Source organism: Sphaerisporangium rhizosphaerae, assembly GCF_042665155.1.
Lineage (GTDB): Bacteria > Actinomycetota > Actinomycetes > Streptosporangiales > Streptosporangiaceae > Sphaerisporangium > Sphaerisporangium rhizosphaerae.
Genome location: NZ_JBHTCG010000065.1, coordinates 1 through 15,115, shown reverse-complemented (window position 1 = coordinate 15,115; position 15,115 = coordinate 1). Strand labels below are relative to the sequence as shown.

14 protein-coding genes are annotated in these 15,115 nt (G+C 70.1%); 6 read left to right on the top strand and 8 right to left on the bottom strand.

Going from position 1 to position 15,115, the window contains the following annotated elements; translation table 11 throughout:
- Positions 1-123: 123 nt before the first annotated feature.
- Positions 124-1,023, bottom strand: a complete 900-nt coding sequence (locus tag ACFQSB_RS39855) for a coiled-coil domain-containing protein (RefSeq protein WP_354851899.1) — start codon at positions 1,021-1,023, stop codon at positions 124-126.
- Positions 1,024-1,436: 413 nt separating this feature from the next.
- Here ACFQSB_RS39855 and ACFQSB_RS39850 point away from each other — a divergent pair, with 413 nt between their 5' ends.
- Positions 1,437-2,873 carry an aldehyde dehydrogenase gene (locus ACFQSB_RS39850; protein ID WP_380832519.1) on the top strand — a complete coding sequence of 479 codons (1,437 nt, stop codon included), beginning with the start codon at positions 1,437-1,439 and terminating at the stop codon, positions 2,871-2,873.
- A 192-nt stretch (positions 2,874-3,065) separates the two neighbouring features.
- Here ACFQSB_RS39850 and ACFQSB_RS39845 read toward each other — a convergent pair whose 3' ends face one another.
- Entirely contained in the window at positions 3,066-4,193 is a 1,128-nt protein-coding gene (locus tag ACFQSB_RS39845; protein ID WP_380832518.1) for an acetate/propionate family kinase, read from the bottom strand.
- On the bottom strand, positions 4,190-4,945 hold the full coding sequence (locus ACFQSB_RS39840) for an alpha/beta hydrolase (RefSeq protein WP_380832516.1): 756 nt from the start codon (positions 4,943-4,945) through the stop codon (positions 4,190-4,192). Before ACFQSB_RS39840 ends, ACFQSB_RS39845 begins: the two co-directional genes overlap by 4 nt.
- A 509-nt stretch (positions 4,946-5,454) precedes the next feature.
- Here ACFQSB_RS39840 and typA point away from each other — a divergent pair.
- Positions 5,455-7,308 (top strand): translational GTPase TypA, encoded by a 1,854-nt coding sequence (gene typA, locus ACFQSB_RS39835; protein ID WP_380832514.1) that lies wholly within the window; start codon positions 5,455-5,457, stop codon positions 7,306-7,308.
- A gap of 6 nt (positions 7,309-7,314) precedes the next feature.
- Here typA and ACFQSB_RS39830 read toward each other — a convergent pair whose 3' ends face one another.
- The 3 genes from ACFQSB_RS39830 to ACFQSB_RS39820 form a co-directional block, all read right to left on the bottom strand.
- The gene (locus ACFQSB_RS39830) at positions 7,315-8,079 is read right to left on the bottom strand and encodes a polysaccharide deacetylase family protein (protein WP_380832512.1); all 765 of its coding nucleotides are present in this window, start codon (positions 8,077-8,079) and stop codon (positions 7,315-7,317) included.
- A gap of 152 nt (positions 8,080-8,231) precedes the next feature.
- Positions 8,232-8,537: a hypothetical protein gene (locus tag ACFQSB_RS39825; protein WP_354851888.1), complete on the bottom strand. Its 306-nt coding sequence runs from the start codon at positions 8,535-8,537 to the stop codon at positions 8,232-8,234.
- A gap of 174 nt (positions 8,538-8,711) precedes the next feature.
- Positions 8,712-9,293, bottom strand: coding sequence for a helix-turn-helix domain-containing protein (locus tag ACFQSB_RS39820; protein ID WP_380832510.1), 582 nt, complete (start codon positions 9,291-9,293; stop codon positions 8,712-8,714).
- 84 nt (positions 9,294-9,377) lie between these two features.
- Between ACFQSB_RS39820 and ACFQSB_RS39815 the strand changes: the two genes are divergently transcribed.
- Entirely contained in the window at positions 9,378-10,214 is an 837-nt protein-coding gene (locus ACFQSB_RS39815; protein ID WP_380832508.1) for an EamA family transporter, read from the top strand.
- 132 nt (positions 10,215-10,346) lie between these two features.
- On the opposite strand, the gene ACFQSB_RS39810 is transcribed toward ACFQSB_RS39815, so the two are convergent.
- Both ACFQSB_RS39810 and ACFQSB_RS39805 read right to left on the bottom strand, forming a co-directional pair.
- Complete coding sequence (locus ACFQSB_RS39810) at positions 10,347-10,730, bottom strand: RidA family protein (protein ID WP_354926122.1); 384 nt, start codon at positions 10,728-10,730, stop codon at positions 10,347-10,349.
- 108 nt (positions 10,731-10,838) lie between these two features.
- Entirely contained in the window at positions 10,839-11,435 is a 597-nt protein-coding gene (locus tag ACFQSB_RS39805; RefSeq protein ID WP_354851880.1) for a sigma-70 family RNA polymerase sigma factor, read from the bottom strand.
- Between the two features lie 286 nt (positions 11,436-11,721).
- Between ACFQSB_RS39805 and cds1 the strand changes: the two genes are divergently transcribed.
- The 3 genes from cds1 to ACFQSB_RS39790 form a co-directional block, all read left to right on the top strand.
- The gene (gene cds1 / locus ACFQSB_RS39800; protein WP_354926120.1) at positions 11,722-12,795 is read left to right on the top strand and encodes an L-cysteine desulfhydrase Cds1; all 1,074 of its coding nucleotides are present in this window, start codon (positions 11,722-11,724) and stop codon (positions 12,793-12,795) included.
- A 624-nt stretch (positions 12,796-13,419) separates the two neighbouring features.
- Positions 13,420-14,553: a cellulose binding domain-containing protein gene (locus ACFQSB_RS39795; RefSeq protein ID WP_380832506.1), complete on the top strand. Its 1,134-nt coding sequence runs from the start codon at positions 13,420-13,422 to the stop codon at positions 14,551-14,553.
- Between the two features lie 48 nt (positions 14,554-14,601).
- Positions 14,602-15,115 (top strand): extracellular catalytic domain type 1 short-chain-length polyhydroxyalkanoate depolymerase (locus ACFQSB_RS39790; RefSeq protein ID WP_380832505.1); only part of this gene is annotated, 514 nt, incomplete at its 3' end.

Sequence of the window (15,115 nt, the reverse complement as noted above, 5' to 3'; positions counted from 1 at the left end):
GCAGACAGCCACGCACCGACACACACGATGACCTCGGCGAACGTCACCCCCACAGGCCGGTGACCAGCTCAAACGCCTTCTTCAAGTCTGCGAATAGCTCATCAGACGCTATTCGTCCCCTTACTAGAAGACCGAGACGTGGACGTGGTCGTAGTGGTTGGCGGTGATGCCGCCGCGGTCGGACATCATGCGCCAGCCGGCTCCGGTGCGGATGTCGTAGTAGCGCTGCTGCCAGATGATGTACATGATCCCGATCTGGCGGCCGTTCTCGATGCACCACTGGGCCAGGGCGTCGCCGCGCGCCTTGGAGGCGGCGTCGGGCATGCGGCCGCCGGTGCTCATCATGAAGTCGCAGGCGCGGCCCTTGCCGTGCTCGCCGGGGTCGCCCGCGCGCAGGCACCCGACGCCGAACGGCATCGGGAAGTTCTGCATGATGACGTTGCGGATGCTCACCATGCGCGAGGTCAGGCCGCTGCCGGCGTCGGGGGTCTGGAAGCCGAACTTCTTGAGCAGCCGCTCGACGTCGGCCTTCTTGTCCTCCAGCCGGGCGATCTCCTTCTTCAGGTCGCCGATCTTGCCGTCGGCCTGCTTCTTGGCGTCCTTGGACTCCTTGATCAGTCCGGAGATGCGGTTCAGCCGCTGGTTCTTCTCCTCCGCCAGGTAGGTGACGGTGGCGGCCTGCCCGAGGATCGCGTCGGGGTCGCCGGTGTAGTTGATGACCTGCGGGCCGTCGACCGAGCCGGCCATGTAGGAGGTGGCGAAGAACTGCCCCATCCGGCGCTCGGCGTCGACCAGGTCGCCGCGGAGCTTCTTGACCCGCTGCCCGGCCTTCCGCACCGCGTCGCGGGTGTCCTGCAGGCTCTGGATCTCACCGCGGTAGGCCTTCTGCAGATCGGCGGCCTGCTTGGTCAGCTTGTCGAGCTGGGACTGGGGGGTGGGCTTGGCATCGGCGGGCGGGATCACCAGCGCGGTGAACAGGCCCAGGAGGACGGCCGCCAGCGCGACCGCACGGCCTGATCGCATCAGCCCTCCCCATTCCCGACGCCCCGAAACTATAGAAGCCGATCTTCGGGCCTGTCACACGATCGGAGGAACCTATACACCATTGGCGAAGTATCTACCACTTCGCGACTACGCAGGGTGCGGGAATCCCGGTAATTGGGCCCCGGGTCACACGCCGACGACCGGCGGCACCTCACGATGCCCACCGCCGGTGACCACGGCCCTCCCCCGGCCGGCGGACCGGCCCGGGCGATGCCGGCGAGGGGCGCCGCTCCGGGCCTTCCGCTCCCCGGCTCTTGTCGAGTTGTGTAGAACATGGTTCTGTCGTATCCACCGGACACCGCGGACCGCCCGTGGGCGCCCTCGCGGCAAGATCGTCCAGCGGGCGTCCGGTCAGACCGGACCAGGCCCCGCCCGACCAGGAGGCAAGTCTCATGCTCCAGCACGACCGTCTGTTCATCGGGGGCGACTGGGTGGCTCCCTCGGGCACCGCGACGATCGACGTCGTCTCCCCGCACACCGAGGAGGTCGTCGGCCGGGTGCCCGACGGCGCCCCCGCCGACATGGACCGCGCCGTGGCCGCCGCCCGCCAGGCCTTCGACCACGGGCCGTGGCCGCGGATGTCCATGGCCGAGCGCGCCGAGGTGATCGGCAGGCTCGCCGGGCTGTACGCCGCCCGGCAGGCCGAGATGGCCGAGCTGATCACCCTGGAGATGGGCTCGCCCATCACCTTCTCCCAGCTCGCCCAGGCCCCGCAGCCGCTCGGCATGCTCCAGTACTACAGCGAGCTCGGCAAGAGCTTCGCGGTCGAGGAGGAACGTCCCGGCATGTTCGGCCCGGTGACCGTCCGGCGCGAGCCGGTCGGCGTCGTCGCCGCCGTGGTGCCGTGGAACGTCCCGCAGTTCGTCATCATGACCAAGCTGGCCCCCGCCCTCCTCGCCGGCTGCACGGTCGTCGTCAAGCCCGCCCCCGAGACCCCGCTCGACTCCTACCTCCTGGCCGAGATGGTCAAGGAGTCCGGCATTCCCGAGGGCGTGGTCAACATCGTGGCCGCGGGCCGCGAGGCCGGCGAGCACCTGGTCTCGCACCCGGGCGTCGACAAGGTGGCCTTCACCGGGTCCACCGCCGCCGGCCGGCGCATCGGCGGCATCTGCGGCGAACGGCTGAAGCGCTGCAGCCTGGAGCTGGGCGGCAAGTCGGCGGCGATCATCCTGGACGACTGCGACCTGCCCTCCGCCATGGGGTTCCTGTCCATCGCCTCGCTGATGAACAACGGCCAGGCGTGCGTGGCGCAGACCCGCATCCTCGCCTCCGCCTCCCGCTACGACGAGGTGGTCCAGGCGATCGCCGACATGGTCGCCGGGCAGGCGGTCGGCGACCCCGCCGACCCGGCCACCGGCATCGGCCCGATGGTCGCCAAGCGCCAGCAGGAGCGCGTCGAGGGCTACATCAAGATCGGCATCGAGGAGGGCGCCAAGCCGGTGCTCGGCGGCCTGGACCGGCCCCGTGACCGCGGCTGGTACGTCGCGCCGACCGTCTTCGCGGGCGTCTCGAACGACATGCGCATCGCCCGCGAGGAGATCTTCGGCCCGGTGCTCTCGGTGATCGAGTACCAGGACGAGGAGGACGCCGTCCGCATCGCCAACGACAGCGAGTACGGGCTGTCGGGCACGGTGTGGACCGCCGACACCGACCACGGCATGGACGTCGCCCGCCGGGTCCGCGCCGGCACCTACGGCGTCAACATGATGAACACCATGGAGCCGTCCACGCCGTTCGGCGGGTTCAAGGCCAGCGGCGTCGGCCGCGAGCTCGGCCCCGAGGGCCTGGCCGGATACCTGGAGTACAAGTCGATCGCCCGCCTGGGCTGAGGCCGTCCACCCCGGCCGACGTCGTGCCCACCACGGCCGACGTCGTGCGCAACCGCCGCCCAGCGCGCCCCCGCGTCGCTGGGCGACGGCCCCGCATTACAAGGATGTCCGAGGTCGCCCCCGTCAGGAGTACTGCCCGGGTAAAGGCTGTCCCCTGGTGGACCTCATACCTCCTGAGGAGGTAGACGACATTTATTCCGAATTGGTTCGCGCCACTACGGCGGCGGTCTCGATGGCGATCTCCAGTTCCTCGTCGGTCGGCACGACGGCGACCGCCACGGCCGAGTCGTCGGCGGAGACCAGCCGGGCGCCGCGCACCGAGGAGTTGCGCGTCGGATCGAGGCGGATGCCCATCGGCGCGAGGCCCGAGAGCACCTTGCGCCGCACCGGGGCGGAGTTCTCGCCGACCCCGCCGGTGAACGCGATGACGTCCACCCGGCCGAGCACCGCGGTGTAGGCGCCGATGTACTTGCGCAGCCGGTGGCAGTACACGTTGTAGGCCAGCGCGGCCTCGTCGTCGCCCGCGGCGACCCGGTCGAGGACCGTGCGCATGTCGTTGTCGCCGCACAGGCCGTACAGCCCGCTGCGGTGGACGAGCATCTCCTCGACCTCGTCCGGCGTCATGCCGCCCCGGATCAGGTGGAAGATCACCCCGGGGTCCACGTCGCCGGAGCGGGTGCCCATGACCAGCCCCTCCAGCGGGGTCATGCCCATGGAGGTGTCGACGCAGCGGCCCGCCGACACGGCCGAGGCGCTCGCGCCGTTGCCGAGGTGCAGCACGATGACGTTGGCCATGTCGGGCTTGCCGACCATCTCGGCGGCCACGCGGGAGACGTAGGCCGTGGAGGTGCCGTGGAACCCGTAGCGCCGCACGCCGGCCCGCTCGGCGACCTCGCGGTCGATGGCGTAGGTGCGGGCGGCCGGGGGGAGCGTGCTGTGGAAGGCGGTGTCGAAGACGGCCACCTGCGGCAGGCCGGGGTGGAGCCGGCGCATGACCTCGATGCCCGCCAGGTTCGACGGGTTGTGCAGCGGGGCCAGCGGCACGGCCTCTTCGATCTGCTTGACGACGTCGTCGTCGATCAGGACGGGACCGGTGAAGGCGGCCCCGCCGTGGACCACGCGGTGGCCGACGGCGGTGAGCCCGTCCGCGTGCGGGGCGACCTCCTCGGCGGCCTTCTCCAGCGCGGCCGCGTGGTCGGGGAACGGCGACCCCGGCTCGCCGATGCGCTCGATCTTGCCCGCCTGGTGCCGGGTGGGGCCCTCCACGTCGATGAGCTCGTACTTCACCGAGGACGACCCGGAGTTGATCACGAGGATCACCGCGGCACCTCCGTGATCCACGATCCGATGCGCCTGATGAGGCCGGGGGTGGCGGCGGACTCGGCGTGGCCGTACCCCGGCTCGATCCACAGCTCCTTCGGCTCGCGCGCCGCGTCGTAGAGCTGGTGGGCGTGCTCCAGCGGGAAGAAGGCGTCGGCGTCGCCGTGCACGATCAGCAGCGGCGTGGGCGCGATGCGCCCGACCGCCTCGTGCGGCGCGAGCGGCACCGGGTCCCACGTGCCGGACTGGATGCGCGTGCGCTTGGCCACCCGGGCGGCCAGCCGTCCGGAGGGCCGCTCGATGGCCCAGTGGACCTGCCGCATGGGGCGGGTGCCTCGGTAGTACCAGCGGGCGGGACCGCTCACGGCCACCACCGCGTCGGCGCCTCTGTGCAGGGCGGCGTGCCGGACGGCGATCGCGGCGCCCATCGAGAAGCCGACGGTCGCGACCCGCGCGTACCCGATGGAGCGGGCGTGCGCCACCGCCGCGTCCAGGTCGAGCACCTCCACGTCGCCGACCGTGGAGCGGCCGCCGGACCTGCCGTGGCCGCGGAAGTCGAAGGCCACCACCCCGCCGTAGCCGCTCAGCACGTGCGCGATGCGCCGTGTCGCGCTCTCTCGCCAGGAACCGGTGAACCCGTGGGCAAGGACGATGCCGAGATCGGCGTCGCCCCGGGAGGGGGTGTGCGCGGCGTCGATCCGTACGCCGTCCTTGGTCATCAGCGTCGCGGGGAATGCTGCGGCAAGGGGCATGGAAAAAGCTTATGGGGAACGCCCGGCGCGCAGGCGGAGGAGGCCCATGCCGTGGGGGCCTGCGCCCCGAGCGCCTGTGCCTTGGCGGCCACCGGCGTGACGCAGGCGACCACGAACGCGCCCATGACCAGGCCCCAGACGGCGATGCGGCACCGTTCGCCCTTGCGCCGCCTGCATGTCAGAAGGTCCACCGCCGAGTCGGTGACCCGGTGCACGGAGGCGGCCGGTCGCATGAGTCCTTCGTCCACCATGCTGGCATGTCTTCCCGGGCGAGCCGTTGTTAGTCCCGGAGCCGCTCGCACGGCCCTTCGGTGGCGGTCCGGCGGACGGGACGGCGGGTCGTCTCCGCTGGTCGGGCGCTAGTGGACGACCGCATCACGAATTTGTGAACATTGCCAGAAATGTTTGCTTTGCGCGGGCGCGGCACGTGGTGGTAACCCCGATCAACTAAAATGGTGGAGGCCGCAGTGTCCGCGGCCGGCCTCCACGACCCAGAGCGAGACTCCATCATGCCTTTGAACAGCCGCGACGACCTGCGGAACATCGCGATCATCGCGCACGTCGACCACGGCAAGACCACGCTCGTGGACGCCATGCTGTGGCAGTCCGGGGCGTTCCGCGCCAACCAGGATGTCGACGAGCGGGTCATGGACTCCAACGACCTGGAGCGCGAGAAGGGCATCACCATTCTCGCCAAGAACACCGCGGTCAAGCACAGCGGCATGACCCTCAACATCATCGACACCCCCGGCCACGCCGACTTCGGCGGCGAGGTCGAGCGCGGCCTGTCGATGGTCGACGGCGTCGTCCTGCTGGTCGACGCCTCCGAGGGACCGCTGCCGCAGACGCGCTTCGTCCTGCGCAAGGCGCTCGGCGCCAAGATGCCGGTCATCCTGTGCATCAACAAGGTCGACCGCCCCGACGCCCGCATCGCCGAGGTCGTCGACGAGGTGTACGAGCTGTTCATCGACCTCGACGCCACCGAGGAGCAGATCGACTTCCCGATCGTCTACGCCTCGGCCAAGGCCGGCCGGGCCAGCCTCAACCGTCCCGACAACGGCGGCATGCCCGACTCCGAGGATCTCGAGCCGCTGTTCAAGACGATCACCGACACCATCCCGGCACCGGTGTACGACCCCTCCGCGCCGCTGCAGGCCCACGTCACCAACCTCGACGCCTCCAGCTACCTGGGCCGCATCGCGTTGTGCCGCGTCCACCAGGGCACGATCAAGAAGGGCCAGCAGGTCGCCTGGTGCCGCACCGACGGCACCATCCAGCGGGTCAAGATCAGCGAGCTGCTGATGACCGACGCCCTCGAGCGCAAGCCCGCCGAGCAGGCCGGCCCCGGCGACATCATCGCCATCGCCGGCATCCCGGACATCATGATCGGCGAGACGCTGGCCGACCCCGACGACCCGCGCCCGCTGCCGCTGATCACCGTCGACGAGCCCGCCATCTCGATGACGATCGGCACCAACACCAGCCCGCTGGTCGGCAAGGTCAAGGGCTCCAAGGTCACCGCCCGCATGGTGAAGGACCGCCTGGAGAAGGAGCTGGTCGGCAACGTGTCGCTGCGCGTGCTGCCCACCGACCGGCCCGACGCCTGGGAGGTTCAGGGCCGCGGCGAGCTGGCCCTGGCCATCCTGGTCGAGCAGATGCGCCGCGAGGGCTACGAGCTGACCGTCGGCAAGCCGCAGGTCGTCACCAAGACGGTCGACGGCAAGGTGCACGAGCCGGTCGAGCGGCTCACCGTGGACGCCCCCGAGGAGTACCTCGGCGCGATCACCCAGCTCCTCGCCGTCCGCAAGGGCCGCATGGAGCACATGACCAACCACGGCACCGGCTGGATCCGCATGGAGTTCGTGGTCCCGGCCCGCGGCCTGATCGGCTTCCGCACCGAGTTCCTCACCGAGACGCGCGGCACCGGCCTGGTGCACCACGTCTTCGAGGCCTACGAGCCGTGGTTCGGCGAGCTGCGCACCCGCAACAACGGCTCGCTGGTGGCCGACCGCGCCGGCGCCGTCACCGCGTTCGCCATGCTCAACCTCCAGGAGCGCGGCACGCTGTTCGTCTCGCCGACCACCGAGGTCTACGAAGGCATGATCGTCGGGGAGAACTCCCGCTCCGACGACATGGACGTCAACATCACCAAGGAGAAGAAGCTCACCAACATGCGCTCCTCCACCAGCGAGGAGACCGAGAAGGTCATCCCGCCGCGGGTGCTCTCGCTGGAGCAGGCGCTGGAGTTCTGCCGCGAGGACGAGTGCGTGGAGATCACTCCCGAGAACGTCCGCCTGCGCAAGGTCGTGCTGGACGCGGCCACCCGCGGCCGCTCGGCCGCCCGCGCCAAGCGCGGCAACTGACGACGGCTACGGGCTCGTGCTCTGGTCCTGGCGCTCGCCGGTCTCGCCGGCGTAGCGCTTGCCGGGCACGAGCTCACGCGCCCCGTACAGCTCCGACACCGTCACGAAGGTGTATCCCTTGGCGCTGAGGTCGGCCAGCAGGTGCGGCAGCGCCTCCATCGTGGTCCGGTGGATGTCGTGCAGCAGCACCACCGAGCCGGGCCGGGCGGCCGAGGCCCGCCGCGCCACCAGGGCGCTGTCACGGTCGCGCCAGTCGAGGGTGTCCAGGTCCCACAGGATCTGCGCGAGGCCGGCCCTGCCGGTCTCCTCGGCCACCTTGCCGTCGGTCGACCCGTACGGCGGGCGCATCAGCCGCATGGTGACCCCCGTGATCGACCTGACCACCTGCTGGGTGCGGTCGAGCTGCCCCCGCAGGCCGTCGCGGGACAGCGACGTGAGGGCGGGATGGTCCCACGAGTGGTTGCCGAGCTGGTGGCCCTCCGCGACCATCCGCCGCAGCAGCGGCGCGGTCGCCGGCGTCACCATCTGCCCGACGACGAAGAACGTCGCCCTGGCGTTGTGCCGGGCCAGCGCGTCCAGCACCGCGCCGGTGTAGTCGAAGGGGCCGTCGTCGAAGGTCAGCGCCACGCACTTGACGTGCGCGCAGGCTATGGACCGTTCGGCCGGCGCCACGACGGGCCGGGTGCCCGGCCAGCCGGGCTGCTGGCCGATCACCCGCAGGGCCAGCAGCGCCGGATCGGAGACGGCCCTGACCGGCGCGGACGACCGCACCCGGATGACCTCATCCTTCGACCCTCCCCGAACGGGCGCCCGTACCTGACCGCAGCCAGGCAAGGCTACGACCAGCCCGAACAAGCATGCCAGCCACAGCAGAACCACCCGCACCGATGCCACCGCGCGCTCCCCCCGTACAGCGGCAGGGGTCACGGATAGTGATCGGCCGCTTCCCCCCGCAGAGCCTTGGCCAGCTCGTCCCACCAGGGAGGAGCGTCGGCCTGCAACTCGGCGTAACGACGCGCCACGCGAATGGCGCAACCCACCGGATCCGTACCCAGATGGCGACGTTTCACCACACCCTCCTGCCAACGGTAAAAACCATCGCGGAAGGTCACTACCAGGCCAATCCAGACAGACAGGATCGCGTCATCGCATACGTCGTACGCGTCGGTCACCCCCAGGCTGACGAGCTCCACCCGGAGCTTCGCCAGAGCCGCGCGGGCCTCAGTCACCCATCCACCCCCAGTAGGGCCACAGCGGGCCAGAGCGGTAAGCACACACCGGTGATGTACCCCCGATGGGCGCGCCTTTGCACTCCCGTGGTCGAGACGTGACCTACTGGAGTGGACAGAAGCCGGTCAAGAAGCCGGATCTCCCCGCGGCCGGCGGAGCGACCGGCGGTGTCGTCACTGGTCGAGCGCCTCGCGCGGCTCGGTGACGACCATGACGAAGCGCAGCGCCTCGCCGCCCTCGTTCGCGTAACGATGCGGACGGTCGGCGCTGAAGAGCACGGCGTCGTCCTTCTTGAGCACGTGGCTGCTCCCGTACACCGACAGGGTCAGCTCGCCCGACAGCACCGTGAGCATCTCGCGCGTGCCGGGCGGGTGGGCGTCCCCGTCGTGGAACTCCCCCGGCTGCAGCGTCCAGTCCCACAGCTCCAGGATGGCCGGGGCGTCGGAGCCGAGCAGCAGGCGGGCCGAGCCGCCCTGGTCGCTGCGCCACAGGGTGGCCGCGTCGGCGGCGGCCACCACCCGGACGACCGGGGTGTCGGACACCTCGACCAGGCGGGCCACGGTGACCCCGAGGGCGTCGGCGATGCGCGTGAGCGTGGTCACACTGGGGTTGGTGCGGCACTGCTCGATCTGGACGAGCATCCCGCGGCTCACGCCGGACCGCGCGGCGAGCGCGTCCAGGGTGAGCCCGCGGTGGGCGCGCTGAGCGCGGACGTTGTTGGCGATCGCCGCCGTGACGGTCCCGGGATCAGCCATAGGTGCAGTCTAGTGGCATTTGTGAACAACGCATTGCCCCCAATATATTGCACTAACAGTGCAATCCATTGGGGGTGAGCGGACATGGCAGCGGTGATGCTCGCGACGATGTGCGCCGTGGTCTACGGGACGGCGGACTTCTTCGGCGGGTTGGCCACCAGACGCTCCCGCGTCCTGGCCGTGGTGATGCTCACCCAGCTCACCGGCCTGGTCTTCGTGCTTCCGCTGCTCCCGCTGCTGCCCGGGACGCCGAGCCCGGCCGCGCTCGGGTGGGGCATGGCCGCGGGGCTGTGCGGCGGCGTGGGCGTGGTCCTGTTCTACCGCGCCCTGGCCTCCGGGGTCATGTCGGTCGTGGCGCCGACCACCGCCACCACCTCGGCGGCGCTGCCCGTCCTGGCCGGTCTGGCGATGGGCGAACGCCCCGAGGCGGCCGCCCTGTGCGGGGTCGCCCTGGCGCTGGCCGCCGTGGTGCTGGTCAGCCGCGAGCCCGGGGCGGGCCGGAGCCGGGCCGCGCCGGCGCCGGTCGTCCAGGCCCTGGTGTCCGGCCTGGGGTTCGGCGCCTTCTTCGTCCTGCTCAAGCAGGTGCCCGCCGAGGCCGGCCTGTGGCCGCTGTTCGGCGCCCGCCTCGCCTCCGCGGTCGCCGCCGGCGCGCTGGCCCTGGCGAGCGGGCGCACGGTCAGGCCCGGCAAGGGCGCCCTGCCGGCCATCGTCACCGCCGGGATCCTCGACATGCTCGCCAACGTGCTGTATCTGATGGCGGTCCAGCGCGGCCTGCTGACCGTCGTCGCGGTGCTCGCCTCGCTCTACCCGGCCAGCACCCTCCTGCTCGCCAGGTACGTGCTCGGGGAGCGGCTCAGCGCCCTGCAGGCCGCGGGGGTCGGGCTGGCCCTCGGCGCGGTGGCCCTCATCGCCTCGGCGTAGCGAACACCACGCCCTCATCGCCTCGGCGTAAAGGAAGCCACGCCTTCGTCGCCTCGGCCCGGCGAGGGCCATGCTCTCGTCGCCTCGGCCTGGCGAGGGCCACCCCGCCCGGTGCACCTGGTTCCGGCCGTATCAGACCCGGTGGGCGGTCACCTCGATCTCGATGCGCATCCGCGGGTCGGACAGGCCGCAGACGAACATCGTCGCGGCGGGCCGCACCTCACCGAAGTACCGCTGCAACACCGGCCAGCACGGCTCGAAGTCATCCGCGTCGGGCAGCATGTACCGGACGCGGACCACGTCGGCGAAGGAGCATCCCGCCTCCTCGAGCGCGGCGCCGATGTTCTTCATGCACTGCTCGACCTGCTCCACGATGCCCTCGGCGATGGTCATGCTCGTGTAGTCGAACCCCGTCGTCCCCGCGACGTGCACCCAGTCGCCGTCGACCACCGCCCGCGAGTACCCGACCGCCTGCTCGAACGTGGAACCACTTGAGATCAATCTGCGAGTCTTCATGGCGAGACCGTAGACAGACGGCGAGGCGTACGTCCACCAGGGGCGGAGCGAAACGCGTGAAGGCCGCCTCGGCGGACGCCGTGCCGGCCTTCGGACGTCGTCCCTGGATCAGGCCGCCTGGAACTGGGCGGGCGCGCGCAGCGCACCCTCCTCGTGCGCGTAGCCCTCCAGCATCGTCCTGAGCTGGCGGCGTCCGCGGTGCAGCCGGGACATGACCGTGCCGATCGGAGTGCCCATGCGCTCGGCGATCTCCTTGTAGGCGAAGCCCTCGATGTCGGCCAGGTAGACCGCGACCTTGAAGTCGTCGGGCAGCGAGCGCAAAGCGTTCATCACGACACTGTCGGGCAGCAGTTCGAGCGCCTCGGTCTCCGCCGAGCGCAGGCCGGTGGACATGTGCGACTCGGCGGCGGCGAGCTGCCAGTCCTCGATGTCCTCGGCCGCGGACAGCTTGGGAGAGCGCTGCTGCTTGCGGTAGTCGTTGATGAAATTGTTGGTCAGGATGCGATGCAGCCACGCCCGCAGGTTCGTGCCAGGGCGGAACTGGTGGTAGGAGGTGTAGGCCTTGGCGACGGTCTCCTGCACCAGATCCTCGGCATCGGCCGTGTTGCGGGTGAGGCGCATGGCCGACGCGTAAAGCTGGCTCGTCACGGGCATGACATCGCGCTCGAACCATGCCTGACGCTGCTGTTCGGTCATCGAGATCATCTCATCCCCCTCATGCCTGCTGTCCCCCGTTACCCATCCGACATGAACCCATGCAGGCTCTCTAACCGCTTTACTCCGTACGACGGCTGATCACATGCTTGCGGTTCACTCGTAAGGGTGACGTTAGGGGTCCAAGCAGGTCAGCTGGGGTTCATCGGTAGCTGGCTCGGAGTGGCGTCGACACACCTCCAGGCCGGACAAGTCTCATTATAGTAACAGACAACGGACAAATCACGGGAAAGTGTGGTAAGGGTCACATAGAGGGACCACAAGTTAACGTATGCCCATGAAGTACGTGGATAGGCATGATCCGGAAGTCCGGGCGTGGGTGGCCGAAGCGATCCGTACGGTCGAGGCCGACGCCAACCGCAGCTGCGACACCCACCTGCACGTGTTCCCCCTTCCGCCGCAATGGGGCATCGACCTGTACCTCAAGGACGAGTCGGTCCACCCGACCGGCTCGCTCAAGCACCGTCTGGCCCGCTCACTGTTCCTGTACGGGCTCGCCAACGGCTGGATCGGGCCGGACACCACCGTCATCGAGGCCTCCAGCGGCTCGACGGCGGTGAGCGAAGCGTACTTCTCCCGCATGCTCGGCCTGCCGTTCATCGCGGTGATGCCCGCCTCGACCTCCCCCGAGAAGATCGCGCTGATCGAGTTCTACGGCGGCAAGTGCCAGCTCGTGGACAACGCGCGGGCCATCTACGAGGAGTCGCGCCGCCTGGCGCAGGACACCGGCGGCCACTTCATGGACCAGTTCACCTACGCCGAGCGCGCCACGGACTGGCGGGGCAACAACAACATCGCCGAGAGCATCTTCCAGCAGATGTCCCTGGAACGGCATCCGGAGCCGTCCTGGATCGTCGTCGGCGCCGGCACCGGCGGCACCTCGGCCACGATCGGCCGCTACATCCGCTACCGCCGCCACGCCACCCGCCTGGCCGTCGTCGATCCGGAGGGGTCGGCCTTCTACCCGGCCTGGGTCGCCGGCGACTCCCGGATGATCGCCTCTGGATCCGGGATCGAGGGCATCGGCCGGCCCCGCGTCGAGCCGTCGTTCCTGCCTTCGGTGATCGACCGCATGATCCAGGTGCCCGACGCCACCTCCATCGCCGCCATGCGGTGGGTCCGCGAGGTCACCGGCCGCCACGTCGGCGGGTCCACGGGGACCAACGTGGCGGCCGCCGTCCAGATCATCAGGAGCATGCGCGAGAACGGCAAGCAGGGCAGCGTGGTCACCCTCATCTGCGACGGCGGCGAGCGCTACCGGTGCACCTACGACGATGACGACTGGCTCGCCGAACGCGGCGTCGACATCGAGCCCGCCCTCGCCGACCTGCGGTCCTTCCTCACCCACTGAACCGGCCACCCACCGACGGACGTCACCCGGTCACGCGGACGCGACCGGGTAGTCCCGGCCGTTCTTCCGCGTGGAAAGCCGGGTGCGGCGCGGATGCCATGCCGCGCCACCGCGAGTTTCGACGACCCTCGCCGGCGGGACATCACGGGGATGGCGGGCAGGATCGCCGCCGGCGACAGCGCCCGACACATGCCTGAAATTTTCAGCACCGTCCATCCCGGCCGGTGCGGCCGCGCGCAGGCAAGTGCCAGCAAGCCCTGATGACGCCTCATCACAGCGGGTGGAGGCGGCGGCACCCCCACTTGACGCGACCCCGGCCCGTCGTATTGGCTCCGCCGCACCACACCTCTCACCCCGGCTGAGAAGAAGGGGCGCGCTCCAGCGGATGTTAACGCTAACATCGCATTCGCGATCTTTGTGCTCCTGGGCCAGAACGCCAGAGTTCGGCTCATACCCATCGGCCGTCGCACCGCCGAGGTCCCGACGGCCGTTCCGCGCCGGACGGACGACCGGCCGGTACCTCTACCGAGGCATGGGCCTCGGCGGCGACCACGACCCACCGCCCTGGCGGCACGGCCTGCCGGCTCAAACCACCTTCACCTGCTGACGTCGGGAGATCGAAGCATGTACGCATGGAAGCGATGGCTGACCGCCGCGCTGCTGGCCGTCGCCGTGGTGGCGACGGGAACGGCGACCGGGATGGGCGTCGCCAGCGCCGAGTCCAACGGCGGAGTGCGGGTGATGCCGCTGGGTGACTCGATCACTGAAGGCACTCAGGTGCCCGGCGGATACCGCATCGGGCTGTGGCAGCGCCTGGCCTCCGGCCGCTACACGATCGACTTCGTCGGATCCCAGTTCAACGGGCCGGGCAACCTCGGCGACCACGATCACGAGGGACACCCCGGCTGGCGCATCGACCAGATCGACGCCAACATCGCGGGCTGGCTGCGCAACTACTCGCCGCGCACGGTTCTGCTGCACATCGGCACCAACGACGTGCTGCAGAACTACAACGTGTCCAGCGCCCCGCAGCGGCTGTCCACCCTGATCGACCACATCACCTCGGGGGCGCCGAACGCGGAGGTGTTCGTCGCGACGATCATCCCGCTGTCGAACTCCGGCCAGGAGAACTCCGTCCGCACCTTCAACGCGGCCATCCCCGGCATCGTCCAGAGCAAGGTCAGCAGCGGCAAGCACGTCCACCTGGTCGACATGCACAGCAAGCTCACCACCGGCGACCTGATCGACGGCATCCACCCCACCGCCAACGGCTACGACAAGATGGCCGCCGCCTGGTACGCGGCGCTGCAGTCGGTTCCCGGCAGCATCAGCCAGGGCACCCCGACGCCGACGCCGACCCCCACTCCCACGCCGACCCCCACGCCGACCCCGACGCCGACTCCGACGCCGACTCCGACGCCCACTCCCACGCCGACCCCCACCCCGACTCCGGGCGGGAAGTCGTGTTCGGCCGCGTACTCCATCACCGGGCAGTGGACCGGCGGCTTCCAGGCGGCGGTGACGGTCACGGCGGGCGGCGCGCCCATCTCGTCGTGGACGGTCGGCTGGCAGTTCGGCAACGGCCAGACGGTCACCCAGAGCTGGAGCGCCACGATCAGCGCCAGCGGATCGCAGGTCACCGCCCGCAACGTGGACTACAACGGCTCGCTGGGCGCCGGCGCCACCGCGCAGTTCGGATTCCTCGGCACCTGGAACGGCGCCAACAGCGTGCCCGTGCTGACCTGCACCGCGAACTGACCCACGCCGCGACGGAGCCATCGGCGTCTTCCGACGGAGGAGAACAGCGTGAAACGAAAGCTCTTGGCCATGCTGGCCGCCGCCCTACCTCTGGCGCTCGCGAGCATGCTCATGGCGATGTGGCCCGCCTCGGCCGCCTCGCTGACCCGGGTGACCGGTTTCGGTAACAACCCGACGAATCTGAACATGTACATCTACGTGCCCAACAATGTCGCCGCACGGCCGGCGCTGCTGGTGCTGGTGCACTACTGCAGCGGCTCGGCCAGCGGCATCTTCAACGGCAACGGGCACGACTTCGTCACCGCCGCCGACCGCTACGGCTACATCATCGTCCTGCCCGAGGCCACCCGCAGCGGCTCGTGCTTCGACGTCTCCACCCCGGCGGCGCTCAAGCGCAACGGCGGCAGCGACTCCACCGGCATCATGTCGATGGTGGCCTACGCCCGCCAGCGCTACAACATCGACCCCGGCCGCATCGCGGTCAGCGGATTCTCCTCCGGCGCCATGATGACCAACGTCCTGGCCGCCCAGTACCCCGACGTCTTCACCGCCGCCTCCGCCT

Excerpts from the sequence above, each read along its gene's own strand:
- typA (WP_380832514.1), top strand. The coding sequence starts at position 5,455 with ATGCCTTTGAACAGCCGCGACGACCTGCGGAACATCGCGATCATCGCG.
- ACFQSB_RS39850 (WP_380832519.1), top strand. The coding sequence starts at position 1,437 with ATGCTCCAGCACGACCGTCTGTTCATCGGGGGCGACTGGGTGGCTCCC.
- ACFQSB_RS39805 (WP_354851880.1), bottom strand. The coding sequence starts at position 11,435 with ATGATCTCGATGACCGAACAGCAGCGTCAGGCATGGTTCGAGCGCGAT.
- ACFQSB_RS39840 (WP_380832516.1), bottom strand. The coding sequence starts at position 4,945 with ATGCCCCTTGCCGCAGCATTCCCCGCGACGCTGATGACCAAGGACGGC.
- ACFQSB_RS39815 (WP_380832508.1), top strand. The coding sequence starts at position 9,378 with ATGGCAGCGGTGATGCTCGCGACGATGTGCGCCGTGGTCTACGGGACG.
- ACFQSB_RS39810 (WP_354926122.1), bottom strand. The coding sequence starts at position 10,730 with ATGAAGACTCGCAGATTGATCTCAAGTGGTTCCACGTTCGAGCAGGCG.
- cds1 (WP_354926120.1), top strand. The coding sequence starts at position 11,722 with ATGAAGTACGTGGATAGGCATGATCCGGAAGTCCGGGCGTGGGTGGCC.
- ACFQSB_RS39855 (WP_354851899.1), bottom strand. The coding sequence starts at position 1,023 with ATGCGATCAGGCCGTGCGGTCGCGCTGGCGGCCGTCCTCCTGGGCCTG.
- ACFQSB_RS39820 (WP_380832510.1), bottom strand. The coding sequence starts at position 9,293 with ATGGCTGATCCCGGGACCGTCACGGCGGCGATCGCCAACAACGTCCGC.
- ACFQSB_RS39795 (WP_380832506.1), top strand. The coding sequence starts at position 13,420 with ATGTACGCATGGAAGCGATGGCTGACCGCCGCGCTGCTGGCCGTCGCC.